This is a genomic window from Chryseobacterium aurantiacum (genome assembly GCF_003020585.1).
Taxonomy (GTDB): domain Bacteria; phylum Bacteroidota; class Bacteroidia; order Flavobacteriales; family Weeksellaceae; genus Chryseobacterium; species Chryseobacterium aurantiacum.
Window position 1 is genome coordinate 21,386 of the sequence record NZ_PXUE01000005.1, and the last position, 24,257, is coordinate 45,642.

Sequence of the window (24,257 nt, forward strand, 5' to 3'; positions counted from 1 at the left end):
AGGCGTGAAATAGTATATAAATCAACTTAATTGTAATTTATTCTAAAAAATGCATTAAAATAACTTGATATATAAGGAATAAATCAAATTATCATTGCCATGAAAATAGCCATTCTGCTTAATTTTGAAATTCTGGAAGCTATAATAGGGCCAGATTTTGAAGAAGACCAGTACAGTAGTGATTTGTCATTTATTTTTTCATAAACATATCCTTCAGTTTCATTGATGGATTTCAGGAGATATTTTTCCAAAAGGTCATTGACTAAATCATGGGAAGTAGCAAATTTTTCATCGCAGTTATATATTCCTGATTCAAGCTTTGTTGTAAGGTCAAATTGGTTTCTGACAAAATATATTTGATTCAGAAATCCTGCTTTTCGTCTGTAGTATTCATAAAAACCAATATGATGCTGGTAAAAATTCTTTATTTATGCGGGACTTTATTCCTTTTTACATTTTTCTGAGAGCTAAGGACTTTTTATATACAAATACTATTATTAATTTAGCAGCATAGAAATTTGATTATAATAATTAAGGATATGAAAAAATTAATCTTATTGGGTGCTGTTTCAGCTTTTTTAATCAACTGTAATAAAAAGGCAGAAGCTCCCGCTCCGAAAGTTGAAACGGATACCATTGCTGTAGCTGAGCCTGTAGTGGATACATTAGGTCCAAAATCTTTCTGTTATATTGGAGCCACAGGAAAAGACAGTGTTTTTGCTTCTATAGATGACAATCTTGGAACCATTACCGGAAAATTATCTTACAAAAACAGCGAGAAAGACAGCTCAAAGGGTGATATAACAGGTTTTAAGTCTGGAGATACTTTGAAACTGACGTATGAGTTCACTTCTGAAGGTAAAAAAAGCAAAAGAGATATTTACTTTCTTCAAAAAGATAATGTCTTAACCGAGGGTATTGGAGATCATAAAGAAGAAGACGGACTATCTAAATATGCCGACGAAAAAAAGATAAGCTATAAAGAGGGACAAAAACTGAATACAGCAGATTGTAAAGTAGTTAACAAAGCTTTAAAATAATTGCTAACCTCTATATTAACAAAACCAGCCCTCATGAGGGCTGGTTTTACATTTTATGGTAATTCTCTTTTTATTATTTCAATAAATTGATTTACAGCATCATCACCCGTACTCCAGGATGTGATAAGGCGAATCGCAGAAAACTCCTCATTTATTTTCTTCCATACATAAAATTCAAAGTTTTCAGATAAAACCTGGATCAGGCCATTACTTACAATCGGGAAAATCTGATTGGTATAGGTATCCGAAAGAAATTCTACTCCTTTTTCCTGCAATGCCTGTTTTATTTTCATAGCTTGTTGATTGGCATGCTTGGCCAATTCAAAATACAGATCATCCTTCATGAGTTCCAGAAACTGAATTCCCAGCAGTCTTCCTTTGGCCAATAACGCTCCTTTCTGTTTGATATTAAATGCAAAATCCTCTTGAAGTACAGGATTATTAATCACAATAGCTTCTCCTATCAACGCTCCGTTCTTGGTTCCTCCAAGGTAAAATACGTCTGTAAGCTCAGCAACTTTCTCCAGGGTTAGATCACTGATTTCTGAAGTTAACCCATGTCCTAGTCTCGCTCCGTCCATAAATAAGTAGAGGCGATTTTGTCTGCAAAATTCAGAAAGTTCTTCCAGTTCTTTTGCCTGATAAATAGTACCCAATTCCGTAGAATTTGATATATAAACAAGCTTTGGCATTACTTGATGAGGAACATTTCTATGGTTTTCCAAAACTGGAATAATATCGGATGGTCTTAGTTTTCCGTCTTCAGTTTCAATACTTAATATTTTGTGTCCGGTAGCTTCAATGGCACCGGTCTCATTATTTAAAATATGTCCTGTAGAGGCAGAAACTGCACATTGATAAGGTTTTAAAACAGATGAAATCACTATTAAATTCGCCTGTGTTCCTCCGGAAACAAAGTAAACCTCTGAATCTTTCTTATTTATTTTTTCCTTAATTAATTCTTTTGCTTTCAAAGAATATTCGTCCTCACCATAACCGGCCTGCTGGTCAAGATTATATTGTAAAAGAGCTTGCAAAATATTGGGGTGACATCCCTCAGAATAATCGTTTTTGAATGAAAATTTCATCTTGTAAAATTAAAAAAAGTTAAAATAACAAGAGTGATCTTTCCATATTATTTTGTTAGTTTTGTATTGAAAATCATCTAACATTTTGAGAACAACCCTAACAGAAGAGAATTACCTGAAAGCTTTGTTTCATTTAGTTGACAATGAAGGAAAGGTGACCATTAATGAACTCAGCAAATTTTTAAATGTAAAAATGCCGAGCGTTAATAATATGATGAAGAAATTTGCTGAGAAAAAGTGGGTCATTTATGAGACCTACAAACCCCTGATTGTAACAGAAAACGGAAGACGGGAAGCCGCCCTTGTAGTTCGCAAGCACAGACTTACAGAAATGTTTCTGGTCAAAAAAATGAATTTTGGCTGGGAAAATGTGCACGAAATTGCCGAACAACTGGAGCATGTACACTCTCAAATTTTCTTTGATAAAATGGATGAGATTCTTGATCATCCTAAATTTGATCCTCATGGAGAACCTATCCCCGATAAAGATGGTAACATCATCGCTCAGGATCTTCAGAAATTAAGCAGCTGTAAAGTTGGAGAAACAGTTGTTTTTGCTTCAGTTACGCTCTCTGACGACGCTTTCCTTACTTACCTGAATGACAGGAAGCTTCTTCTTAATACCAAGGTAATAATTACCAAGATTGAAAGTTTTGACAAGTCAATGACTATCGAAATTGATGGTAAGACTGAAATTCTAAGTAAAAAGGCAACGGAAAAGATATTGGTAAAAAAATAAATAAACAAAAGGTGGCCTTATAATACGGCCACCTTTTGTTTATTGATTAAAAAGGAACAATAAGCTTTAAAGATATATTTCTTCCCATATTATACATATTTCCTAAGTATTTTAACCTGCTAAGGTGGGACTGATAGGCTCGATCCAATACATTATTTACCTGAAATTGCAAGATTGCAGAATGGTTTTCAGAGTAGTGAATGGCAACAGAGGTTCCTACATTAAATAAGGTATAATCGGGTGTTGCAGTTTCCGTATTATCCAATCCCATATATCTGTTCTGTGCTGCTGAAAACTCTACTTCTGCTGTGGGAGTAACTGATGAGATCAATTTTGATTGAAGAGATATTTTCTGCGATAGGTTTCCAGATAATTTTAATGGAGAAATCAATGGAAGGTATTCTCCCTGAGTCTCTTTATTTTTGAATATCTTATCACGGTTGAATCCATAGATAACAGATAGGCTGGTTTCAAAATTAAATCCTTTCCATTTTTCAGGATGCAACGATACCCAAGCTTCCATTCCATAAAGCTGAGCTGAAGACTGCTGATACTGATAGGTTTTATTTCCCTGTGCATCTACAACAGGCTTTCCCTGCCCATCCACAAGTAACGAGAGATAAATATAATTCTGAATATTATTGTTAAACCAACTTACATCCGCAGAGAAATCCTTGAATCTTGTACTCACTCCCAAATCTTCCTGTAATGAGAACTCAGGATTGAAATTTCTGTTTCCTTTATAAATAATATGAGCTCCGGGATCCAGTCCGTTAGAACCAATCTCTGTAATGTTTGGTGCTCTGTAGCTTCTTCCAATATTAGCCTTAAGGCTGATCTGTTTCGTCAATTGAAAGGCAGATCCAATACTGGCTGAAAGCCCTCCGAACGTCTTGTCGTAAGATGCAAATCCAAGTCTGGTATTGGAAGATGCCTGAGCAACATGCTCTTCAAATTGGGTTACCGGATTGGTTTGTATGTAGAAATTTCCCCAACCTAATTTTCGAATATCATAACGGGCACCACCACTTATATTGAATCTTTTATATTTCCATTTGATATAAGTATAGATACCTCCCTCACTTAAATCATAATCGGGAATGGGAAAATCTGTAGCCGATTTATTTTTATTATTCTGAACCATTCCATTAATACCCGCAGAAATTTCAATTGCTGAAAATTTAGGGAAATTATAGCGTATTCCATAGTTTAAAGTATTAAGACGTACATACATTCCGGGTTGCGAGGGAGCAGTGGGATGATTATACTCTCTACGGATATTTTGTTGTAAAGCCAGCTGAACATCCAGATCACCTTTCCCAATCTGCTGATTGTGTTGAATATACAATCTATAATGTTGAATTCTCTGATGTAAAGGAGAAAGGGTGTAAGAATTGAGGTTTTTTTCTGAAACAACAGGTCTTTTTTCTGCATCATCCTCATCTCCCTCTCCTATCTGGTATGTAAATTTTCCGGTATTTGGATCCCGGCTTCCATCTGGTATTCCCTGAAGGTTATCATAAAGTGTAAAATTAATTTTTGAAAAACCGGTATTTGTTTTGCGCCCTAAGAGAAAAGAGAAGTTTTTTTCTTCAAAATTGGTATTATAAACTCTGCCGTCTATAGCATTTCTGTAGTTTTTTGCCATTCTGTAAGAAGCATTCAAGGAAGCTATAAGAGAATTTTTTTTGTAGCCCAACTGCATCCCATTTCCGATCAGATTATTATTTCCTTGATATTCACTGGTTATTTTTCCATGTACTATGCCATCATTCTGAGTTGGTAAATAAGGAAAAAGGCTCACTACCCCCGCCAAAGCATCAGAACCATACATTAAACTGGCTGGCCCTTTTATGACCTCTGCCCGTTCCACAATATAGGGAGCGACTTCTATACCATGCTCATCTCCCCATTGCTGGCCCTCCTGACGAATACCGTCGTAAAGAGTCAATACCCTATTATAACCCAATCCCCGAATAAATGGCTTGGAAATATTAGGTCCGGTTTCTACAACGCTTAACCCCGGAGCAGATTTCACCAATGAACTGATGATATTGGTAGCTACTGCCCTTTCAAGCTGTTTGGAAGATATACTGAGGATTGCAACTGGTGTTTCTTTAATTAAAGTCTCCCTTGAAACTCCTGTTATTGCTATTTCATCGATGCTATTACTATTACGGATGAGTATAATATTGGGAAGCTGTGTATTTTTTCTTCCTACATGGATTTCCTGTTCAAATTCTTCATATCCTTTAGCTTTCACCAAAAGCTGGTAATTTCCAGGAACCAGATTTTTAATCACATAATCACCATTTTTATCAACCGTAGTTTTTGCTGAAATGTCTTTCAGTATTACTTCAGCAGCCGAACTGCCTCCATTTTCAAAAAGTATTTTCCCCGTCACTTCTGTCTCCTGAGCTTTGACCATCGAAACAATGGAGATCGCAAAAACGGACAGCATCAATCTGAATTTCATAAACATTAAGATTTTTATTAAAGTCTGTTAAACATTAAAAAATGGTTATTAATAAAAATCAAAAGTAATAAAAAAAACACTATCGCAACTATGTTGCGATATTTAATTTTAAATTATTTTTCCACTTGTTTTTCTGAAAAGCAATGATAGTATAATTGTTAAAAAAGGGTTAAACTCTCCATCCTAAAATATATGAAGATTTATTTTTAACTAGGTTTGCAAAACTTTCTACAGACTTTATCATTCCAACAACTACAAAACTTAATTATTACTTAAAAAAATTATGAAAAAAAGCATTCCATTTTTAATTGCTTCTATGTTGCTGAGCCCGCTTGCAAATGCTCAGGTAAGAGATTTTGTGATTGAACCTCCCATTCAGCCCAACTTTTATATTTACAAAACTTTCGGAGTATTCGGAGGTAAGGAATATTCTACCAATGCTGTTTATCTGGTAACTAAAAAAGGAGTTGTTTTATTTGATGTTCCATGGCAGAAAACACAATACCAAAGCCTTCTTGATACAATTCAACAACGACATAACCTTCCTGTAATTGCGGTATTTGCTACTCATTCACACGAAGACAGAGCCGGAGATTTAAGCTTTTATAACAATAAAGGAATTAAAACCTATGCAACGGCAAAAACCAATGAATTACTAAAGAAAGACGGAAAAGCTACCTCTACAGAAATTATAAAAACAGGAAAACCTTACCACATTGGTGGAGAAGAATTTACAGTAGACTTCCTTGGTGAAGGGCATACTGCTGATAATGTAGTAGTTTGGTTCCCAAAGTATAAGATATTAGATGGCGGATGTCTGGTAAAAAGTAAAGCGGCGGTTGATCTTGGATATACAGGAGAGGCCAATGTTGCACAATGGCCACAAACTATGGCTAAACTAAAGTCTAAATATGCCCAGGCAACTCTGGTCATTCCGGGACATGATGAATGGAAAGGAGGCGGACATGTAGAGCATACTCTTGATCTGCTGAACAAAAAATAAATTTGCTTATATTTTTTTACAATAAAAAATCCCGAATGAAAATTCGGGATTTATATTTTAGTAACAGATGGTATTAATCCAGTACACTCCAACCTCTCTTAGGATTAGAATTGCTAGAAACCTCCTGCTCATTAACAATAATATTTTCTTTTCTCTGACCGATATAATCCAGTTCACTTAGTTTAGCAAAAATAGTTTCTAAGCTTCTCAACATCTGCTGGATGTAAAGTAATGGTTCACCACAATTGTGGTGGTCATAATTAGTCTCTGCCACAATAGAAAGCTGGTTCAGTAAGGTATGTGGGGCAATTTCACTCCATTCTAAACTGTAGTTCAACATTTCTTCTAATTCAGCTGGAACCAGAAGCTGGGTTGAGTTGTATAAATGAAGCGCCAGTCTTGCAAACGATTCAATTAAAAATACAGGTGGCTGCCAAGGGGTAATGTTTCTGAATTGGAAATACATATCCCCAAAGTTGTTCACCATCGTACTACACAAAAACTTAACGTTCTGCGCCAATGCTGTATTTTGATTTTTGTGAGACGCTTTTTGAATGATTTTAAAAGCATACTGCTGTAGATTTCCGATGGATTTTGCAAAGCTTCCATAATAATCTACCAAAGCAGGATGGCTCTGAATAGAAGTACACGGCGGAATAAAATTGGAATCTACCTGTGCAATATTTGCTTTTAGATCTACTTTCCCGATTATCAGATAATTCCCTCCAGAATAACTGCTGTTCAGGGAAGTTACAGGAAGTAGCTCAATATGATGGTTAGGCTGTGCATTAGGGTGGCGTGGCGGAATTTCTTCCGGGTCAATATCTCCAAACGGAACTTTGTCAAAAGGATTTACAGAAATCAGAATATAATATTCCCCGTCTACCTGCTCCTCGTTCATGGACTTTGCCAATGATTTCACACTGATTCTTCTATCGATCAATTCTATACGATATCCTGCCATAGTTACAGCGCTGCATCTTTTGATCACCAGCTGCACATCATTGGTTGCAGTATTATGAACATCAAAAATAGTACGGTCTGTAAACTCTGTAGAAATAGGCAGAAGCCCATAGTTATATGTAGTAATCCCAAGTGAATTGGAATCTCTGATGGTATCAATTAAGAAATTATCCTGATCATTAAGGTGTCTCTGGGAAACTTTCATCCCATCCACCCAATTGATTGCAAAATGTTTAATAGGTTGTATCATGCTTAATACTTTTTAATTTTTTTGTGTTTATGATTTTCTTGTGACTCCCTCCTCTTCATGCTGAATAACTCTCTTACAAATAACCACTTCATTTTCAGAAATGCTGTTTGTATTAATGTCCTGGTCGAAATCTATATATTTTCTAAAGCTGAAAAACGATTTTTTAGTATAAAAGATCCAGTAATAAGGCTCTCTTATCTCATCTGAAAGGTGAATAATAGATCCCGGATTTTTGTGGTTATAATCATCCACTACTCTATAAAACCAGTCTCCAAAAGTAATCCCTGTAGGAAGTGTTTTTGCTTTAATTCTGAATCGGTTTGAATCTTCAAGGTTTTTACTCAATTCAACATTTAATACCATTAACCTATCAAAGTCAACCCCATCAAAATCAGGAAGTTTCTGCTCCGGAGAATATCTCCATGTCTTATAGATATCAAAAGGAATGCTGATAAACTGAATATAACAGTAGTAAAATACCATTGGTACCAAAAAGATCAGCATACTGGTGGCTGCCATTACAGCATATCCCGTTCCTTTGCTCATCCAGTTAAATAACAAGGTGAACAAAAATCCTCCCAATGCTATACACGTTAAAGAAAGTATAGACTCAAATAGAATATTCATTGCCAGAGATTCGATATGCTTTTTAAAATATCTATGCAATAAGTTCACGTGAATGATTCCAAAAATAAGATAAATCACCTGTGCAATGAGATACCAATAAGGATTAAAAAGATTTCCGGCAAATCCAAAAACACCCGGAATAGCCAGGCACAAGCTGCACAGAAGAACGTATATAATAATGACTTTAATTTTTATCGCAGGTTTATTTCTCCTGATAATTCCCAGGATAAACATCATTATAATTGCGATTAAAGGCATTAGGATATACCTTAAAAAAATACCTTTTACTGAAGAAATTTCCATTTTTTTCTTTTCGAATTTATACTTTGTTGGTAGTTGTAAATATAATAAAATAATTTAGAGGAAAGTAGAGTATCCAAGGCGGCTGGCATTTCTTTCATCATCCATAAGGCTGAATGAGTATTCTTCCTTTTCTGTGACAAAATTTTCCTCAATATCCACCGTTACCGGCAGAAAATAATCATATAGAGCCTGAAGAACATTTCTGAATGGACTTCCGGGAATATATTTCTTCATCTCCTCATAAGGAATTGGGCCAATATTAACCACCCAGTTCCGTTGTCCGTCCATATGTCTTCCACTCGGAATATAAGTAACACCCAGCCTTGAATTCCCCAGCAGCATAGAATCATTATTTTTTTCTATCTCATCAATAATATTGGGAGAAAAGGTTACTTCCACCGGTACTTGTAGAAATGCAGTCATACACCTTTCAAACCATTTTTTATCTCCGCGGATCTGATGGAAAAAGGGTAAAATATGCATAAAGACATAGGCATTTTTCTTATCCAGCATATTAATCAGGGGCCAAAGTTCACTTACGGTTTCCAGTAAGGAATCTGTATGACTAGAAATATCAAACTCTGATTCTTTAAGTAAAGAACTGATCTCCGTAAAAAAAACTTCCAGCTCAAAAGGACGGAAAAATTTGCGGGCATCATCTTCTACTCTTTTCTGTTTCCGAATTTCCCTTACAACGGTATCTACATTTTTTCTGGAGGCTCCAAGTGACGGCGGATGAAATAATCCCTCCGGAAGATAATCATAAATCCCCTCCCGATAGCTTTCTATCGTGAATACTTCCTCATCAAAGCCTAGATAACTGCTCGAAATGCTTTTAATATCCTTTAGATAAGCACGGTCATTAACACCGACCCTTTCAATAAAAATATTGCTTACTGTCCGGTGATATTTTAAAAGGTTAACAGCCACTGCTTCAGCCTTAAAGTCTGTCTGCAGCTTATTGTAATTCATGTCTACAATATTATTCTCATGCATAGTGTTTCCTGTGATTATGACTTGTAAAGATAATATATCTCGTAAGTTTGAAAAAATATTTTGCCAATAATTTTATTCTAAAAATACTAATTTATTGACATTAAAAGGAATAATTTAAAGTAAATTCCGTAAAAATACGGTAAAAAGCATATTTGATCCTTGTTTAAAAGTAAAAGTTTAATGCTCAAAACCAGTTATTTAAAATTTTGTTCCGCTATTTTGTAAAATCATTTGCTATACAATTCTTTCACTCCATTATACATTATACATTATACATTATACATTATACATTATACAAAAATAATCTTCCTCGTCAACTTCCTTTCAAACCTAGTACAATTTGCTATTTTATTGAGATTAAATTTTATTAACACTTTATTATGGAATAAATTCAGGATAATTAACGCTCATTCGGAAAGCGGGCCGTATCTTTGCAGACTGAAAATTGTTATTTAAAATGAAAAGTATTTATTCTAAAATTCTGATTTTAGCATTCATTTCTTCTTCACTTTATTCTTACGCGTGGGGACTTACAGGTCACAGAGTCATTGCTGACATCGCCGAAAACCACCTTTCGAGAAAAGCAAGAAGAGAGATCAAACAAATAATGGGGAAAGAGCGTTTGGCATATTGGGCCAACTGGCCAGATTTCATCAAGTCTGATACTACAGGCGTATGGAAGCAGGCTTCATCTTGGCATTATGTAAACATTGATCCACAAACAGACCTTAAGGCTTTTGATCAAAACCTGAAGATGCAGGCAGGTCCAAGTCTTTATACTCAGGTAAACACATTATCCAGCCAAATTAAGGATAAAAACACTTCTGAAAAGGACAGAAAAATTGCATTGATCTTCCTTATTCATATTATGGGTGATCTTGCTCAACCTCTACACGTAGGAAGAGCTGAAGATTTGGGAGGAAACAAGATCAATGTTACCTACTTTGGAGAAAAAACAAACCTGCACTCTGTTTGGGACGGAAAATTAGTTGATTCTCAAAAATACAGCTATACCGAATATTCCAAGCTTTTGGATATCAAATCTAAAGAAGAAGTAGCACAAATTCAATCCGGAACCCTGGAAGACTGGTTGTATGATTCGCACAAAATTGCCAATAAAATCTATGCACAGACTCCAAACGATTCAAAATTGTCCTACGACTACCAGTATAAATTCAACGAAACAATGGAGAGACAGCTATTGTACGGAGGATTAAGACTGGCGAAAGTATTGAATGAATTGTTTTAATTACTGACTACAGTTTAAAATATTACTTATAATTATAAAACGGAACTTCGGTTTCGTTTTTTTTTTAATTTAAAGTTCCTGCACTATTTCAATGTTTAAGCTTTAAAAATAATGTTCTTACCCAACTTCTAATTAAATGAACCTTTAAATTCTTACCTCTTGATTTTTCCTATACTACTACTTTTTACAAAAAAAATCAAAACAAGTGTAACCTTTTCACTTTGCCAAACGTATATATTATAGTAACTCTTTTTTTGAGGATAAAATAAATGAGACAATTAAAAATCACTAAGCAGGTTACCAACAGGGAAACTGCTTCATTAGACAAGTATTTGCAGGAAATTGGTAAAGTGGAACTAATTACTGCGGACGAGGAAGTAGAATTGGCACAAAGAATACGTGCTGGCGACAGAGCCGCACTAGAGAAATTAATCAAGGCCAACCTTCGTTTCGTGGTTTCTGTATCCAAGCAATACCAAAATCAAGGTCTTTCCCTACCCGATTTGATCAATGAAGGTAACCTAGGATTAATGAAGGCGGCAAAAAGGTACGATGAAACTAGAGGTTTCAAATTTATCTCTTATGCAGTATGGTGGATCCGTCAATCAATTTTACAGGCGTTAGCTGAGCAATCCAGAATTGTAAGACTTCCGTTGAACAAAATTGGTTCCATCAATAAAATTAATAAAGCATACGCTCACCTTGAGCAGGAAAATGAAAGACCACCTTCTCCGGAAGAATTGGCTGAAGTTCTTGACATGAGTGAGGAGGACATTAAAGAATCTATGAAAAACTCCGGAAGACACCTGTCTATGGATGCTCCTTTAGTAGAAGGGGAAGATTCTAACCTTTATGATGTATTGCGTTCAGGAGAATCACCAAGTCCTGATAAAGACTTAATGCTTGAATCTCTACAAATAGAAATTGAAAGAGCATTGAATACTTTAACTCCAAGAGAGGCTGACCTGGTAAGATTATACTTCGGACTGAACGGAAAACACCCAATGACTTTAGAAGAAATTGGTGAGACTTTCGATCTTACAAGAGAGAGAGTTCGTCAGATCAAAGAAAAAGCAATTAAGAGACTAAAACACAATACCAGAAGTAAGATCCTTAAATCTTACCTAGGTAAATAATTTTAGCGCAAACTATTTATAGGCGGAGTCTGTTTTCAGGCTCCGTTTTTTTTATTTTTGTATCTATGGATATTTTATTCAAAGATTTTGATTTGCATTCTATTGATAAGCATTTGTAACAATTTTTAAAATACCTTCAACTAATACCATTACACCATTTAATTCGAAAAGATTAAACATGACTACTCTACCATTTGAAAACAAAATTTCTAAAGATAAAAACGTTCTTGTCATTTTACAAAACGATAATACTATCAATTCTGAGATTCAATACCTCATCGAGAATTTCTGCGGATTGGTGATCAATACCCTTTCTGATACAGAGATTGACTTTAGCAATAAAAAAATATACGTATGTGGAGACCTCAGCCTACTTACAGAGACCACTTTCTTTCTTAACATTATAGAAGAGCTTTCGGTTAATGATCAAAATTACAACCCGGAAAAATCAAAAACAGTAACACTGGGAGAAGTTCCAGTAGTTATCAGCAATGCCGGTGTTTACTACAGGAAACTGTTTGTGGATGAACGCAATTTTGATAAAATAAAATCTGAACATGATTTTCAGGAACTTACAGAATCCAATAAGGAAAGCAAGGCCCTAAGAAAGGGAATTTACCTCAGCAAAGTTACTAAAGAAACTGCCGCAGACGGAAAAGAAGCCTTTCATTATAACCTTCTGAGATGCTCCAGTAATTTAACAGGGCCTACAGATAATTTCCGCAGTATGGATACAAAAATTATCAACACATTAAATAAGTGTGTGCAGGAAAGTTTCGAAAGAAAAACAGAGCTTAATCACGCTCTGGTACAGATCTATGAGAATAAAAAGAAAACTGTTGATTCTGAAAAGGAAGTAAAAGCTAAAATCAAGGCCCATTCGGATAAAACCAAAGACATGCCTAAGGAAGGACTTATTGCGTTTTGTACTTTTTACGATGATTCTAACAATGAGCAGCTGAAACCATCAACTACCGACAGGTTCGATTGGTGTTATAAGCAAACAAGCGCCCTGACAAGATTGCACTTCAAGCTAAAGAAAAATGTAGAGGATGATGCACTGGAAAAGGAATTCAGTGTTACTTTATACCCAAATTCAGCTTTTATAATTCCACTTTCTACCAACAGGTTCTATACCCATGAAATCAAGCCTTCTGTTTTAGGTGTTGATCAAATTCCTATAAGAATGGGGTATGTAGTGCGTTGTTCTAATCTGGAAGCCATGCATACAGATGATCAGACTTATATTAAAGAAAACGACAACTATATTAAACTTGAAAAAATGACTCCTGAACTTCAGGAAGAATTGCGCAGTTCTTACTATGAAGAAAACATCTCTGAAAAGATGATGGAATATGGGAAAATTCATTTCAGTATGAACACCGGTGATTATGAAAAACCTATTTTTTAAATATATAAATAAAGAAAAATGAGTTTCCCTGAATTTTATATCATCAATCTTCCCTTGGAAGAAAATCTTTTCGATCCATTATTTAATTCTGCTGAATTTGAATCTACCGGAAAAGGCAGGCTTGGCAACCATCTTGTCAATACAAATGGGCTACTTATTCCGATTGTGAGAACCACCACCCGATATGCGATTCCAGCTAATGCCTTTTTAAGTATTCATCATGAGCTTGTTGATAAGATTAATGATACCTTGCAAGAGAGTCACAGGGATGTACCAGTACAGAAATTCAACAATGCTTTAATTGAAGTGTATGATTCTACCTATTCCAAAATGAATTATCATTCGGATCAGGCTCTGGATTTGGACAGCAATTCTTTTATCGCACTTTTTTCATGCTATGAAAAACCTGATAAACTGGAGGAGTTTCATTTAAGGAAACTTGTTATTAAAGACAAGGTTACCCATGAAGTGGCAGAGGTTATTCTCCATCATAATTCGGTGGTTTTATTTTCTGTGGACACCAATAAAAAATTCCAGCACAAAATTATATTGAATTCATCATCAAATTCAAATGCAAAATCTAATAATAAGTGGTTGGGAATAACTTTTAGAACTTCAAAAACCTATATTCAGTTCAAAGATGGTCTTCCTTGTTTTTCTACTGGTGAGATATTTGCATTGGCAGATCAAGATCAGGAATCTGAATTCTTCCAACTGAGAGGACAGGAAAATAGATCTCTGGACTTTATTTACCCCAATTTACTGTACACCATCAGTAATGCGGACCTTTTAAAACCTATCATCAAATTATAATTTTAAAATAATCACAATGAAAAAAATACTTTTAGCTTCTGTAATGGCTTTATCCTTGCTTTCATGTAAGGAAAATAGGGCTGAAAATGCTCCAATTGTTGAAAATGCTGTTGACAATGCAAAATCTTCCATCTCCGGCTCATTAAAATCGGACCGTTATGAAAATCAGATTGATCAAATCTATTCTGAAATAATTAAGAATGATAAAAACCTTAAAGCACTTGACGATAAAGTACAAAAAGCGGATCAGGAAACTCAAAAGGTTTTGCAGAACTATAACAAAGTACTCAGTATATCTGAATCTTATTATCGGCAAGCAGAATATCAGATGAAGTCTATTACTGATTCACTGATTAAGAAACAGGTTGAAACAGCGGTTAAAACCAGTGCTGAGAAATACAATCTTAAAACCGGAAATATAAAAGTACTTATTGTTCAGATCAATAAAAATAATGAAACGTTAGATAATTTATATACAGCCTTTAAAATCAGAAAAACACTTGTAGAAATTGAAAAGTTTCAAAATGCCCATCCTTTAAAAACAGACAGCCTGGAAAGCTTTATCAAAAGGCAAAATAAATTAATGGAAGAATTAAAGAATATAAAATAAACAACCTCTTATGAAATATACTACAAAATGGCTTACAGATAAGACACGCGTCACAGAGCTGGTCGACTTTTTTATCGCCCATAAAACAGACTCCTATATCTCCCATAGTGAAATTATGTATGGAAGGGCTTTAGATTCTAATCATTGGAATCCTGACCTCAGAGCAGTATTCACAGAGCAGCTTATGACTGACTATGACTACAGTGAGGCTTCAAAATTGAATATATTAATTGCAGAAAATGACAACGGAGAGATTGTAGGAATGCTTGTTTTCAATGTTATTAACAGTCCTTTTAAAAAGTATGCTATTTTGGAAGATATGCTTTTAGATGAATCTGTAAGAGGTCAATCTCTTGGGAGTAAACTTTTGGAGGAAGTAATCCAGGAATCCAAAAACTGGAATGTCAGTTTTATTATGCTGGAAAGTGGTGTTGATAACCATGGAGCTCATCATTTTTTCTGTAAATATGGTTTTAAAAAAGTATCCGAAAGCTATATGCTAACCCTATAAATTTACAACAGGCTTTATATAAAACAAACCAATACTGATGAATTCAATTTCAATCATAGGAGCCGGAATTGGCGGTCTTACTCTTGGAAATATCTTGAAGAAGCATCCATATGATTTTACGATCTATGAATCAGCCCCTGCAATAAAGCCTGTAGGAGCCGGAATTATGATGGCTGTCAATGCGATGCAGGTTTTTGATCAATTGGGTTTAAAAGAAAAAATTGAGAAAGCAGGAAATAAAATCCATAGAATCACCCTATCCAACGAATCAATGAAACCGTTTTCAAAAACGGAGATTCTTGAACTGGAAAAAAAGTATAATTCCTGCAATGTAGCTATTCACAGAGCTGAACTACAGAGAATTCTTGCAGAAAATTTAGATCCTGCGGCTATTCGGCTCAATCATTCTTTAAAGACCATTGAAAAAAAAGAAAACTATATCTTGGATTTTGATAATGGAACCCGGGTAGAAAGTACAATTGTCTTTGGTGCAGATGGTATAAAGTCTCCTATTAGAAATCAAATATTAAAAACAGGAACCATCCGAAGTTCCGGACAAAAATGCTGGCGTGGGCTTGTAGACTTTGAGCTGCCTGAAAAACATCATCATGAGGCCTTTGAAATGTGGGGGAAAGGAAAACGCTTTGGCTTTGTAAAGATCTCGGAGAAAAAAGTGTACTGGTATGCCTGCATCAATGAGAGGAGCTTTGGCAGATATTTGGAACTAACAGACATTTTTAAAGAGTATCATTCTTTGGTTTTGAAACTTATTGAAGCTACAGCAAAAGAAAATATCATCTGTAATGAAATTTCCGACCTTACTCCTATTTCTAAATGGTATTCTGAAAACCTATGCCTGATTGGTGATGCTGCCCATGCTACCACTCCTAATATGGGACAAGGTGCCTGCCAGGCCATTGAGGATGCTTATATTATTGGAAGGTTACTGGAGAATAATCAGGATTTCAATTCTGTATTTGAGGAATTTCAAAAAATCAGAAGAAGAAAGGTTGATTATATTGTGAGTACAAGCCGTACGATTGGAAAAATTTCTCAGTGGGAAAAGGGAAATTCACTCCGTAATTTTCTGATGGGCTTAATTCCGGAAAGCATTAATGAGAAAATGGCAAAGAAAATTATTGAATTGGAAATGTAGTTTTACTGTACAGAGATTGGTAGTAATTATTTACAAAAATCTACATAATCTGAGAGAGATAAAAAATCCATCAATATAAAAAGACTGCCCCAAGAGACAGTCTTTTACTTTATATTAATAGGTTAAGGTAACTCCCGCTCCAAATCCCATTTCGTTATCATAGTTTCCGGAAAGAGATAGCCATTTCTGAACAATGTATCTCAGTCCTGTAGAAAATTCACCATCAGAATTGACAGCAAAATTCCCTCTTAATCTTCTGGAAATTGGAATATCTTCCCTGCTCAGTTCCAGCAATACTTTCCCATTTTGGTCTACACTTGCATCAGCTGTTATCAGCATTGGTAATACGTACTGCATCCCGACCATAAACGCATATCTGCTTTTAGAAGCCTTCTGCTGTCCGAACCACGTTTTCTTACCATGAAAATCCATTCCCATATCTTCTGCCATCTGTCTTTCCATAATTTCATGGTTCTTCTGAACCCTTACCCCCGCATAAGGAAGTGCCCATTGGAATTTTCCTAAAAATCTTCCCACTTTTGCACTTCCCTCAAAATGATCAAAGTTCCAGTTAGAATGAAATTCATTTAGGTTTGCCCATCTTGGTCCAAACATTGTCATGGTTTCTGCATGTATTTTATTGCTTGCAACATCCAGCATAGCCATAGAGCTTACCATCTTGTTATCCTGTAAGAAGTTTTTCCAGGCCAGTTTTCTGTTAGGAAGCTGCGGATTTGGTTTTGAATTTTCATAGCTGAATATTCTTCCCATTCCGGCCATCATATGATAAAGGATATGGCAGTGGAAGAACCAGTCTCCATCCTGATTGGCAGCAAATTCAATGGTAGTGGTTTCCATAGGCATAATGTCTACTACATTTTTCAAAGGAGAATATTCACCTTTTGAGTTAATCAGCCTGAAATCGTGACCATGTAAATGCATTGGGTGGCGCATCATGGAGTTATTGTACATTTTAATCCTAAGAATTTCTCCTTTTTTAACCAAAATCTTATCTGTTTCTGTAACCGTTTTATTGTCCAGTGTCCATAGATAGTGGTTCATATTTCCCTCCAGCGTAAATTTCATTTCACGAATACTGTCTGTTGGAAGAATTGTTTTTTCCGGAGACTTTAAAATATTGTAGGATAATCTTTTGATGGATTTTTCTTCTTTCATATTCATTCCTGAATGTTGGGAATGGTCTTCCTCTTTTTTCTCTTCTTTTGTTTTTACGCCCATCATTTCATTCATATGCTTCATTGTTGCTTTTCTTTGACTTTCGGGAAGTTCAGGATACATCACTTCATTCATGTCCATCATCTGGTTTCCCATTGTCATGTTCATTGGTTTCATGTTTCCGCTCATTTCCATCATTCCGTTCATCATTTTCATTCCTTCAAATAGCATTAATCTAGGCAGGTTGGGAGCTTCTACTTTATCACCCGATCCTAGCCAAAGTGAGGCATGTCCTATTCTGTCTTCTGAGGTAGCTCTGAACTCAAAGCTTTTACTTTCAGGAATAGTAACTTCAATGTCATATGTTTCAGAAACACCTACAATCAGGCGGTCTACTTCTACAGGAACCACATCATTTCCGTCATTTCCAACTACCTTTATTTTTCCGCCTCCATAGTTTAGCCAGAAATAAGTGGATGATCCACCGTTGGCTACTCTTAATCTTACCTTGTCTCCCGCTTTTAGATTGGAATAATCAGAACTTGGCGCACCGTTGATTAAAAATTTATCATAATACACGTCACTTACGTCCATTGCTTCCATTCTTTTCCATTCATTCAGTGCTTTTGTTCCGAAGTTTCCGGACTTTATCGCTTCCCAATAACTTTGAACGGCATTTTTCTTTACTGCATACCAATCTGTATTTGCCATGTGAAGTCTTCTGGCAATTTGCATGGGATCATCATCACTCCAGTCTCCTAATAGCACAGGGATTTCTGCATTATATTCTGTCTTGGGCTCTCCCTCTCTTTTTTTAAAGACCAAAATTCCGTTCATTCCTATTTGTTCCTGAAGGGCTTCGTGCGAGTGGTACCAATAAGTTCCGTTTTGAGAAACCCTGAACTTATACAAATGCGTTTCTCCTGGTTTTACAGGCTTTGTCGTAAGATAAGGCACACCATCCTGTTCGTTGGGCAAGATAACACCATGCCAGTGAAGTCCTGTATTTTCCTTAAGCATATTATGCAGATAAATCTCTGCTGTATCTCCCTCTGTAAAATACATCGTAGGAGCCTGCAATTTTCCGTTGATGGCAAGTGCTCTTCTGTTTTTACCTGTGAAATTGACAATAGTATCTTTTACATACAGATCATAACGAACTGTTTTTCCTCCAAAAGTAAGTCTACCATTTTCAGAATTTCTTTTTAGAACTAGTCTTTCTTCTTTTTGATCTTCAACTACAGCATGTTGATGCTGTTCTTTTTCAACTAGGTCCATTCCGCATTTAGGACATCTTCCCGGTTGATCTGAAGTTACTTCAGGATGCATAGGACAGGTGTAGGTGATTTGAGATTGAGGTTTAGATTGTTGAGGAGAAGTCTGACTTTTAGGTTTCAAATCAGGTTTGACTACCTGAGCTTTCTTTACCTTTTTAGCATCAACTTTTTTATCAACCTTGGTCTTATTGACCTTACTTTCTACTGGTTTTGTTTTGGTCTCTACTTTCTGTACAGGTTTTACTACCGGCTTTGCAACCACTTTGGGCTGTATTACAACTGTTTTCTTTACCAAGGTCATTTTGCACTTTGGGCAGTCTCCTGGTTTTGAGGAAACTACTTCTGGATGCATAGGACAGGTATAATAGGTTTTTGTTGTTTGTGCGAAAGTAAAAACAGAAAACAAAAGCACCAGAAACATTATTAGCTTTTTCATAATATTCCGAACTTTTTAGAAGTTGCATGACTTAAATTTAAACATAAATTAAATCATGCAACTTATTGTTTTAAAGATCAATACAACACATTATTTAATTTCTGACTTTACACTTCCACAAGTAAGCATAGACTTCCCATAGTATGGGTTTGCGATCTGTTTTTCGTCACTTAACCAGCTTGCATCAGCCATTGGGCAATATTGTACATACACCGGTTTTTCGGAAAGCTTGAACTCTTTTGTCAGAGCAATCATATTATCGGAAAGGTTGAAGAATGTTTCTCTCTGGGCAGCAACAGTTCTTGCATCAGAAATAGCGGAAGCATCTTTTCTAAGGATATTAAGGTTTCCTTCTGATACTAACTTATAATCAATGGTAGACGCTGTTTTAATGAATTCTGTTGCAGCCTTTGAAGTTTTGTCTGCATCATCTGAAGCTAATGCAGATTTTATTGCAATATAGTTCTGATACAGTTTTGAAACCTGGGCGTCTTTTTTTGATTGTGCTGAAAGTGAAACGATTGAAAATAAAGATAGGGCTGCTGTAATGATATACTTTTTCATTGTTTTAAATTTTAGAATTAATTTTTTAATAAAGAATAATGGATGACACATAAGTACATGCGTCTGAACGTGTCGCCTTGATCGATATTATTGGAATACCGAAAACGACAAACCCATTCTAAATTCTAAAATTACAATGATGGAGATAGATAGGTACCGGTTTGTATTCCGGAGGCCCATTGATCTGAATTTGAGTAAATTTTGATGCTGAAAAAGACTTGTCTGCAAAGAAAAACTGATGAGTGGCCGGGATTTCAGAGATATGTCCTAAAAAGTCAACATTCATCAAATCTGATTTTTGAGAATCATCAACTTTTACAATTTTAATTTCTGTTTTACAACATCCTTTTTTTTCCTTTACCCCACATTTTCCACAGATATCGTCTGTTTTCTGGCTTACAGAAACAAATTCCTGCATACAATAATGAACGCTAAAAGCTGCTCCGGAAGAAAATCCGAAGTAGAAAATAGAAAACAATATGGCAAGAATCTTTTTCATTGTTGTGACAAAGTTAAAAATATCCCGTAAACCATTGTTATAAAATTTTGTATTGTTGTTATAAAATTAAGGTAAACAAAAAAGCTCCTGAATATTCTCAGGAGCTTTTGTATTTTTTGTTATCTCTTACCGAGCAACGGCATTATAGTTTAAATTCTAATTTTACATTAAAGAAACGTCCTGTAAGACGTACCGGAACAGGATACATATAATTGGTATTATAATCCGTGATCCATTGGTTGGCAACAGTATTATTGATATTAAATGCATTGAAAACCTGAACTCCTAATGATAATTCCTGGAAATTTCCCCAGAAGCCATATCTCTTATTTTTATCTTTCGGATCAATGAAAACTTTTGTCAATCCGATATCTACCCTTTTATAAGCCGGTAATGTTTGCTGATAGTTATAAGCTGATGTAAAATCAGGCTGCCCATTACTGTTAAACATTACAGGAGAACCTGTTGGTAGTCCCATTGCATACACTAAGGTAAGATTTACCCTCATGGATGGGAACTGTGGCATATAGTCCTGATAGAACATGGCAACCCTCAACCTTTGATCGGTAGGTCTTGGAATATTTCCTCTTCCATCAATATTTTCATACACTCTTGCATAACTTGCAGATAGCCAAGAATCTACTCCCGGAACAAATTCTCCGAATAATCTTGTATCAATTCCGTATGCATATCCTTTTGAGTTATTCTGTCCTGAGTAACGGATCCTTACATTATCCATATAATACGGGATCAGATTATCCATTTTCTTGTAATAAAGCTCCGTTGTTAATTTAAACGGTCTGTCATACATATAAAATTCATAGTCATTGGCAAGAATCAACTGCATCGATCTTTGTGACTTGATATTGGAGTTGAAATTTCCGTCCAAGTCTTTGATTTCCTTATAAAATGGTGCCTGATAGTAAATTCCTCCGGAAAGTTTGAATAGCATATCAGATTCCCAGTCTGGTTTTATGGCAAACTGGAACCTTGGAGAGAATAATGTTTCCTTATTGAAGCTCCAGTTGGAAACTCTTGCTCCGGCATTGATAAATACCTTGCTTGCCCCCCAGTAAAATTTCTGAGAATATTGAGCATAGGCAGATAGTCTTGTAGGCTCTATATCATTTTTTCCGGCAATATGATAAAACATTCGAAGATCTCCTGTAGTTCCTGTTCTTGGATCAATAACCTCCGGTCTTGGAAGGCTATATCCTGCAGAATCTACCAGCTTCCATTCGTTGGTAAGGTCTTTCAGGTTCTCCTTTTCATACTTAAATCCAACTTCAATATCGGTATTTATATTTGGAGAAAACTTTGCTCTGAACTGGGTTCCGTAGGTTCTTACAAATAAATCATTTCTGGCATGCTCTGTCTGTCCTCCCACATCATAGGTAGCAACAGGCTCCTTTGTGATGGGGTCAAATGTTTGCAGATCATATTCTGATCGGATGGTATAGTACTCTTTCTCTCTGTTTTGATAGGCAAAACTATCCAATGTTAATCTCCATTTATCGGAGGGTTTATAGTTCAGGGAGAATGTACCCATCATATTTTTATACTGGTCATTTTCCTTACCAGCATAGCCGATGTTTACCTGAATAGGCTGCTGAAGACTTCCAAAGGTTACACTTTTTGCCCTAGGAATCATTTCATAATCATTCTTGGAGTAATACCCTATGAATGACATGGAAAGTTTATCATTAACATGATAATTAAGATATGACTGGAAGTCCCAATACGTAGGGTTAAAGTCTGTATCTTCTTTTAGAGTATTAAGAACAAGATTGGTATTTCTGTATCTTCCGGAAAATAAAGCGGTAAACTTTTTATTTTTGGATGCCAAACCGGTTGTTAATCTACCTCCTATTAAACTTGCTTCTCCTGAAAGTTCAAATTTTTCAGGTTCACGGTAATAGATATTTAAAGCAGAAGACATTTTATCCCCATATTTGGGTTCAAATCCTCCTGCTGAGAAATTCACGGTTGAAACCATATCCGGATTGATGATACTCATCCCTTCTTGCTGAGAGTTTCTGATCAGGAAAGGTCTGTAGATCTCAATATCGTTGATGTAGATAAGGTTTTCGTCATAGTTTCCACCACGTACCATATACTGGGAAGATAGCTCAGTATTGGAGTTTACAGAAGGGAGTGTTTTAAGTAGTCCCTCTATTCCGCCACTGATGGAGGCTACTGCCTTGGCTTCTTTTGCAGAAATTCTTACGTTGGTAAGGTCGTTTGTTCTTCCAGTTGTTTTTTTCTGGAATACGACTTCCTCTATATCGGTTACTTTAGTGGTCGCCGTATCTTTTTTTCTTTGTTGGGAGAAAATCAGCATAGGGACCATAAGGCTTAGCGGTAAAACTAGTTTTTTCAAAAGAAATATTTTAGAATTTCTAAAATTAATGTTTTTTTAACAATTACAAAATCGATTCTCTAATTCTTGTTAATTTTTGTAACAAATCTTCTAATAAATCTAATCTTAACATGTTTGCACCATCAGACAAAGCTGTTTCCGGGGTTGGATGAGTCTCAATGAAAATTCCGTCTGCTCCTACAGCAATTCCTGCCTTGGCAACGGTTTCAATAAGATCAGGTCTTCCACCTGTTACTCCTGAGCTTTGGTTAGGCTGTTGTAAAGAATGGGTAACATCCAGAATTACAGGCGCATATTCTCTCATCGTAGGAATTCCTCTGTAATCAACAATCAGGTCTGTATATCCGAAAGAATTCCCTCTTTCAATGATCGCTACTTTCTGATTATCAGAATCTGTAACTTTCTGAACGGCAAATTTCATGGATTCCGGTGAAAGGAACTGTCCTTTTTTCAAAGTAACACATTTCCCTGTTTTTGCTGCAGCCACCAATAAATCGGTCTGGCGTACAAGAAAAGCAGGAATCTGAAGTACATCCACATATTGTGCTGCCAATGCGGCATGCTCATTTTCATGAATATCTGTTGTAGTAGGAATGTTGAATGTCTCTCCTACTTTTTTAAGGATTTCAAGAGATTTTTCTTCTCCAATGGATGTAAAAGAATCTACACGGCTTCGGTTTGCCTTTTTGAAACTTCCCTTAAAAATATATGGAATATTGTACTTGTCTGTAATGTTAATCACTTTTTCAGCAATTCTTAAAGCCATATCTTCTCCTTCAATAATACAAGGACCTGCAATAAGGAAAAAGTTCTTTGAATCTTTGTGCTGAATATTATCTAAATACTGAATCATTTTGTTGTAATTAAAAGTTCAGTAAAAATACTGAGAAAGTTTCAGACTTGGAAATTATTTGGGATTTTAGAGTAATTAAAAATTTCATGGATTAATACGGTGCAAAAAACAGCAATCAGAAAGGAAGGAAGTACATCCGCAATTCTAAAACTTTTTTAAAATTTTCTCAAAAGTATTGGTATTTCTGCTGGTCAACTGATCTTTAAGACTTTTCTTACCCAACACCTTTCCAAAGGTAGAATCCAGAGTATTTCCTTTTGAAACCTGCCAGTAAAATATATCATTGACAATTTCTGCCTTTTCATCTTCTGCATGACTAGCTTTCTGAAACTCTTCCATCAGGGTATTTTCCACTCCGGGTATTCCTACAAAGGCATAGATATGTAGATTTTCGTTCTTTTCAAAAGGAATGCTGTTCCAGAATGCCTCTGTTTCTTGTTGTGATTTCACAAACAGAAAAGCTTCATAGGAAAAGTACTCTGACATTGCTTTTTCCAGAATTTTCTTTAAATCATCAACATTTTTATCTGAAGAAAAAACAATATTTCCGGAGGCCAGTATAGAACTCACCTCTTTCATTCCGGCATCTTTAAAGACCTGACAGACATCTGCCATTTTCATATTGGTTCCTTTTACATTAACGCCGCGAAGAAAAGCACAATATTTCATAGATTAGGTGTTAGGTTATAGATAATGGATTG

The 24,257-nt window shown here is 35.6% G+C and carries 21 protein-coding genes and 1 pseudogene; 10 read left to right on the top strand and 12 right to left on the bottom strand.

Annotation, left to right across the window (positions count from 1 at the left end):
* Positions 1 to 215 precede the first annotated feature (215 nt).
* Positions 216 to 428, bottom strand: a pseudogene (locus C7D53_RS21260) (RteC domain-containing protein); the annotation flags it as partial.
* A gap of 111 nt (positions 429 to 539) precedes the next feature.
* Here C7D53_RS21260 and C7D53_RS16225 point away from each other — a divergent pair.
* Positions 540 to 1,040: a hypothetical protein gene (locus C7D53_RS16225; RefSeq protein ID WP_106917473.1), complete on the top strand. Its 501-nt coding sequence runs from the start codon at positions 540 to 542 to the stop codon at positions 1,038 to 1,040.
* 53 nt (positions 1,041 to 1,093) lie between these two features.
* On the opposite strand, the gene C7D53_RS16230 is transcribed toward C7D53_RS16225, so the two are convergent.
* A complete protein-coding gene (locus C7D53_RS16230) occupies positions 1,094 to 2,128 on the bottom strand; it encodes a threonine aldolase family protein (RefSeq protein ID WP_106917474.1) in 1,035 nt (344 codons plus the stop codon).
* An 85-nt stretch (positions 2,129 to 2,213) separates the two neighbouring features.
* On the opposite strand from C7D53_RS16230, the gene C7D53_RS16235 reads away from it, so the two are divergent.
* Entirely contained in the window at positions 2,214 to 2,867 is a 654-nt protein-coding gene (locus tag C7D53_RS16235; RefSeq protein ID WP_106917475.1) for a metal-dependent transcriptional regulator, read from the top strand.
* 46 nt (positions 2,868 to 2,913) lie between these two features.
* Here C7D53_RS16235 and C7D53_RS16240 read toward each other — a convergent pair whose 3' ends face one another.
* The gene (locus tag C7D53_RS16240) at positions 2,914 to 5,343 is read right to left on the bottom strand and encodes a TonB-dependent receptor (RefSeq protein ID WP_106917675.1); all 2,430 of its coding nucleotides are present in this window, start codon (positions 5,341 to 5,343) and stop codon (positions 2,914 to 2,916) included.
* A gap of 283 nt (positions 5,344 to 5,626) precedes the next feature.
* Here C7D53_RS16240 and blaIND point away from each other — a divergent pair, with 283 nt between their 5' ends.
* Positions 5,627 to 6,346, top strand: coding sequence for an IND family subclass B1 metallo-beta-lactamase (blaIND, locus tag C7D53_RS16245; RefSeq protein ID WP_106917476.1), 720 nt, complete (start codon positions 5,627 to 5,629; stop codon positions 6,344 to 6,346).
* A gap of 73 nt (positions 6,347 to 6,419) precedes the next feature.
* Here blaIND and C7D53_RS16250 read toward each other — a convergent pair whose 3' ends face one another.
* The 3 genes from C7D53_RS16250 to C7D53_RS16260 are packed head-to-tail and all read right to left on the bottom strand — an operon-like array spanning position 6,420 to position 9,461.
* Positions 6,420 to 7,559: a hypothetical protein gene (locus C7D53_RS16250; RefSeq protein WP_106917477.1), complete on the bottom strand. Its 1,140-nt coding sequence runs from the start codon at positions 7,557 to 7,559 to the stop codon at positions 6,420 to 6,422.
* Between the two features lie 27 nt (positions 7,560 to 7,586).
* Positions 7,587 to 8,489 (bottom strand): TssN family type VI secretion system protein, encoded by a 903-nt coding sequence (locus C7D53_RS16255; RefSeq protein WP_106917478.1) that lies wholly within the window; start codon positions 8,487 to 8,489, stop codon positions 7,587 to 7,589.
* A gap of 54 nt (positions 8,490 to 8,543) precedes the next feature.
* On the bottom strand, positions 8,544 to 9,461 hold the full coding sequence (locus C7D53_RS16260; RefSeq protein WP_228422389.1) for a type VI secretion system baseplate subunit TssG: 918 nt from the start codon (positions 9,459 to 9,461) through the stop codon (positions 8,544 to 8,546).
* 481 nt (positions 9,462 to 9,942) lie between these two features.
* Here C7D53_RS16260 and C7D53_RS16265 point away from each other — a divergent pair, with 481 nt between their 5' ends.
* From C7D53_RS16265 to C7D53_RS16295, 7 genes are all read left to right on the top strand, one after another.
* The gene (locus tag C7D53_RS16265; RefSeq protein WP_106917480.1) at positions 9,943 to 10,734 is read left to right on the top strand and encodes a S1/P1 nuclease; all 792 of its coding nucleotides are present in this window, start codon (positions 9,943 to 9,945) and stop codon (positions 10,732 to 10,734) included.
* 269 nt (positions 10,735 to 11,003) lie between these two features.
* Positions 11,004 to 11,870 carry a sigma-70 family RNA polymerase sigma factor gene (locus C7D53_RS16270; protein ID WP_002979276.1) on the top strand — a complete coding sequence of 289 codons (867 nt, stop codon included), beginning with the start codon at positions 11,004 to 11,006 and terminating at the stop codon, positions 11,868 to 11,870.
* 178 nt (positions 11,871 to 12,048) lie between these two features.
* Positions 12,049 to 13,281 (top strand): hypothetical protein, encoded by a 1,233-nt coding sequence (locus C7D53_RS16275; protein ID WP_106917481.1) that lies wholly within the window; start codon positions 12,049 to 12,051, stop codon positions 13,279 to 13,281.
* Positions 13,282 to 13,299: 18 nt separating this feature from the next.
* Positions 13,300 to 14,094, top strand: a complete 795-nt coding sequence (locus tag C7D53_RS16280; protein WP_106917482.1) for an alpha-ketoglutarate-dependent dioxygenase AlkB — start codon at positions 13,300 to 13,302, stop codon at positions 14,092 to 14,094.
* A 16-nt stretch (positions 14,095 to 14,110) separates the two neighbouring features.
* Entirely contained in the window at positions 14,111 to 14,704 is a 594-nt protein-coding gene (locus C7D53_RS16285) for a hypothetical protein (protein ID WP_106917483.1), read from the top strand.
* A 10-nt stretch (positions 14,705 to 14,714) separates the two neighbouring features.
* The gene (locus tag C7D53_RS16290) at positions 14,715 to 15,215 is read left to right on the top strand and encodes a GNAT family N-acetyltransferase (protein ID WP_106917484.1); all 501 of its coding nucleotides are present in this window, start codon (positions 14,715 to 14,717) and stop codon (positions 15,213 to 15,215) included.
* Between the two features lie 37 nt (positions 15,216 to 15,252).
* Positions 15,253 to 16,371 carry an FAD-dependent monooxygenase gene (locus C7D53_RS16295; RefSeq protein WP_106917485.1) on the top strand — a complete coding sequence of 373 codons (1,119 nt, stop codon included), beginning with the start codon at positions 15,253 to 15,255 and terminating at the stop codon, positions 16,369 to 16,371.
* 114 nt (positions 16,372 to 16,485) lie between these two features.
* Here C7D53_RS16295 and C7D53_RS16300 read toward each other — a convergent pair whose 3' ends face one another.
* From C7D53_RS16300 to C7D53_RS16325, 6 genes are all read right to left on the bottom strand, one after another.
* A complete protein-coding gene (locus C7D53_RS16300; protein ID WP_106917676.1) occupies positions 16,486 to 19,245 on the bottom strand; it encodes a multicopper oxidase domain-containing protein in 2,760 nt (919 codons plus the stop codon).
* Between the two features lie 105 nt (positions 19,246 to 19,350).
* The gene (locus tag C7D53_RS16305) at positions 19,351 to 19,824 is read right to left on the bottom strand and encodes a DUF3347 domain-containing protein (RefSeq protein WP_106917486.1); all 474 of its coding nucleotides are present in this window, start codon (positions 19,822 to 19,824) and stop codon (positions 19,351 to 19,353) included.
* Positions 19,825 to 19,942: 118 nt separating this feature from the next.
* The gene (locus C7D53_RS16310) at positions 19,943 to 20,323 is read right to left on the bottom strand and encodes an HYC_CC_PP family protein (protein ID WP_228422393.1); all 381 of its coding nucleotides are present in this window, start codon (positions 20,321 to 20,323) and stop codon (positions 19,943 to 19,945) included.
* 142 nt (positions 20,324 to 20,465) lie between these two features.
* Positions 20,466 to 22,703 carry a TonB-dependent receptor plug domain-containing protein gene (locus tag C7D53_RS16315; protein WP_106917487.1) on the bottom strand — a complete coding sequence of 746 codons (2,238 nt, stop codon included), beginning with the start codon at positions 22,701 to 22,703 and terminating at the stop codon, positions 20,466 to 20,468.
* Positions 22,704 to 22,746: 43 nt separating this feature from the next.
* Entirely contained in the window at positions 22,747 to 23,556 is an 810-nt protein-coding gene (gene kdsA / locus C7D53_RS16320) for a 3-deoxy-8-phosphooctulonate synthase (protein WP_076351837.1), read from the bottom strand.
* Between the two features lie 144 nt (positions 23,557 to 23,700).
* Positions 23,701 to 24,225 (bottom strand): DUF1697 domain-containing protein, encoded by a 525-nt coding sequence (locus C7D53_RS16325; RefSeq protein ID WP_106917488.1) that lies wholly within the window; start codon positions 24,223 to 24,225, stop codon positions 23,701 to 23,703.
* Positions 24,226 to 24,257 lie beyond the last annotated feature (32 nt).

Coding starts and splice junctions, on each gene's coding strand:
- C7D53_RS16310 (WP_228422393.1), bottom strand. CDS start 20,323: ATGAAAAAGATTCTTGCCATATTGTTTTCTATTTTCTACTTCGGATTT.
- C7D53_RS16300 (WP_106917676.1), bottom strand. CDS start 19,245: ATGTTTCTGGTGCTTTTGTTTTCTGTTTTTACTTTCGCACAAACAACA.
- C7D53_RS16250 (WP_106917477.1), bottom strand. CDS start 7,559: ATGATACAACCTATTAAACATTTTGCAATCAATTGGGTGGATGGGATG.
- C7D53_RS16285 (WP_106917483.1), top strand. CDS start 14,111: ATGAAAAAAATACTTTTAGCTTCTGTAATGGCTTTATCCTTGCTTTCA.
- C7D53_RS16305 (WP_106917486.1), bottom strand. CDS start 19,824: ATGAAAAAGTATATCATTACAGCAGCCCTATCTTTATTTTCAATCGTT.
- C7D53_RS16275 (WP_106917481.1), top strand. CDS start 12,049: ATGACTACTCTACCATTTGAAAACAAAATTTCTAAAGATAAAAACGTT.
- C7D53_RS16230 (WP_106917474.1), bottom strand. CDS start 2,128: ATGAAATTTTCATTCAAAAACGATTATTCTGAGGGATGTCACCCCAAT.
- blaIND (WP_106917476.1), top strand. CDS start 5,627: ATGAAAAAAAGCATTCCATTTTTAATTGCTTCTATGTTGCTGAGCCCG.
- C7D53_RS16280 (WP_106917482.1), top strand. CDS start 13,300: ATGAGTTTCCCTGAATTTTATATCATCAATCTTCCCTTGGAAGAAAAT.
- C7D53_RS16265 (WP_106917480.1), top strand. CDS start 9,943: ATGAAAAGTATTTATTCTAAAATTCTGATTTTAGCATTCATTTCTTCT.
- C7D53_RS16260 (WP_228422389.1), bottom strand. CDS start 9,461: ATGAATTACAATAAGCTGCAGACAGACTTTAAGGCTGAAGCAGTGGCT.
- C7D53_RS16225 (WP_106917473.1), top strand. CDS start 540: ATGAAAAAATTAATCTTATTGGGTGCTGTTTCAGCTTTTTTAATCAAC.
- C7D53_RS16290 (WP_106917484.1), top strand. CDS start 14,715: ATGAAATATACTACAAAATGGCTTACAGATAAGACACGCGTCACAGAG.
- C7D53_RS16240 (WP_106917675.1), bottom strand. CDS start 5,343: ATGAAATTCAGATTGATGCTGTCCGTTTTTGCGATCTCCATTGTTTCG.
- kdsA (WP_076351837.1), bottom strand. CDS start 23,556: ATGATTCAGTATTTAGATAATATTCAGCACAAAGATTCAAAGAACTTT.
- C7D53_RS16270 (WP_002979276.1), top strand. CDS start 11,004: ATGAGACAATTAAAAATCACTAAGCAGGTTACCAACAGGGAAACTGCT.
- C7D53_RS16325 (WP_106917488.1), bottom strand. CDS start 24,225: ATGAAATATTGTGCTTTTCTTCGCGGCGTTAATGTAAAAGGAACCAAT.
- C7D53_RS16295 (WP_106917485.1), top strand. CDS start 15,253: ATGAATTCAATTTCAATCATAGGAGCCGGAATTGGCGGTCTTACTCTT.
- C7D53_RS16255 (WP_106917478.1), bottom strand. CDS start 8,489: ATGGAAATTTCTTCAGTAAAAGGTATTTTTTTAAGGTATATCCTAATG.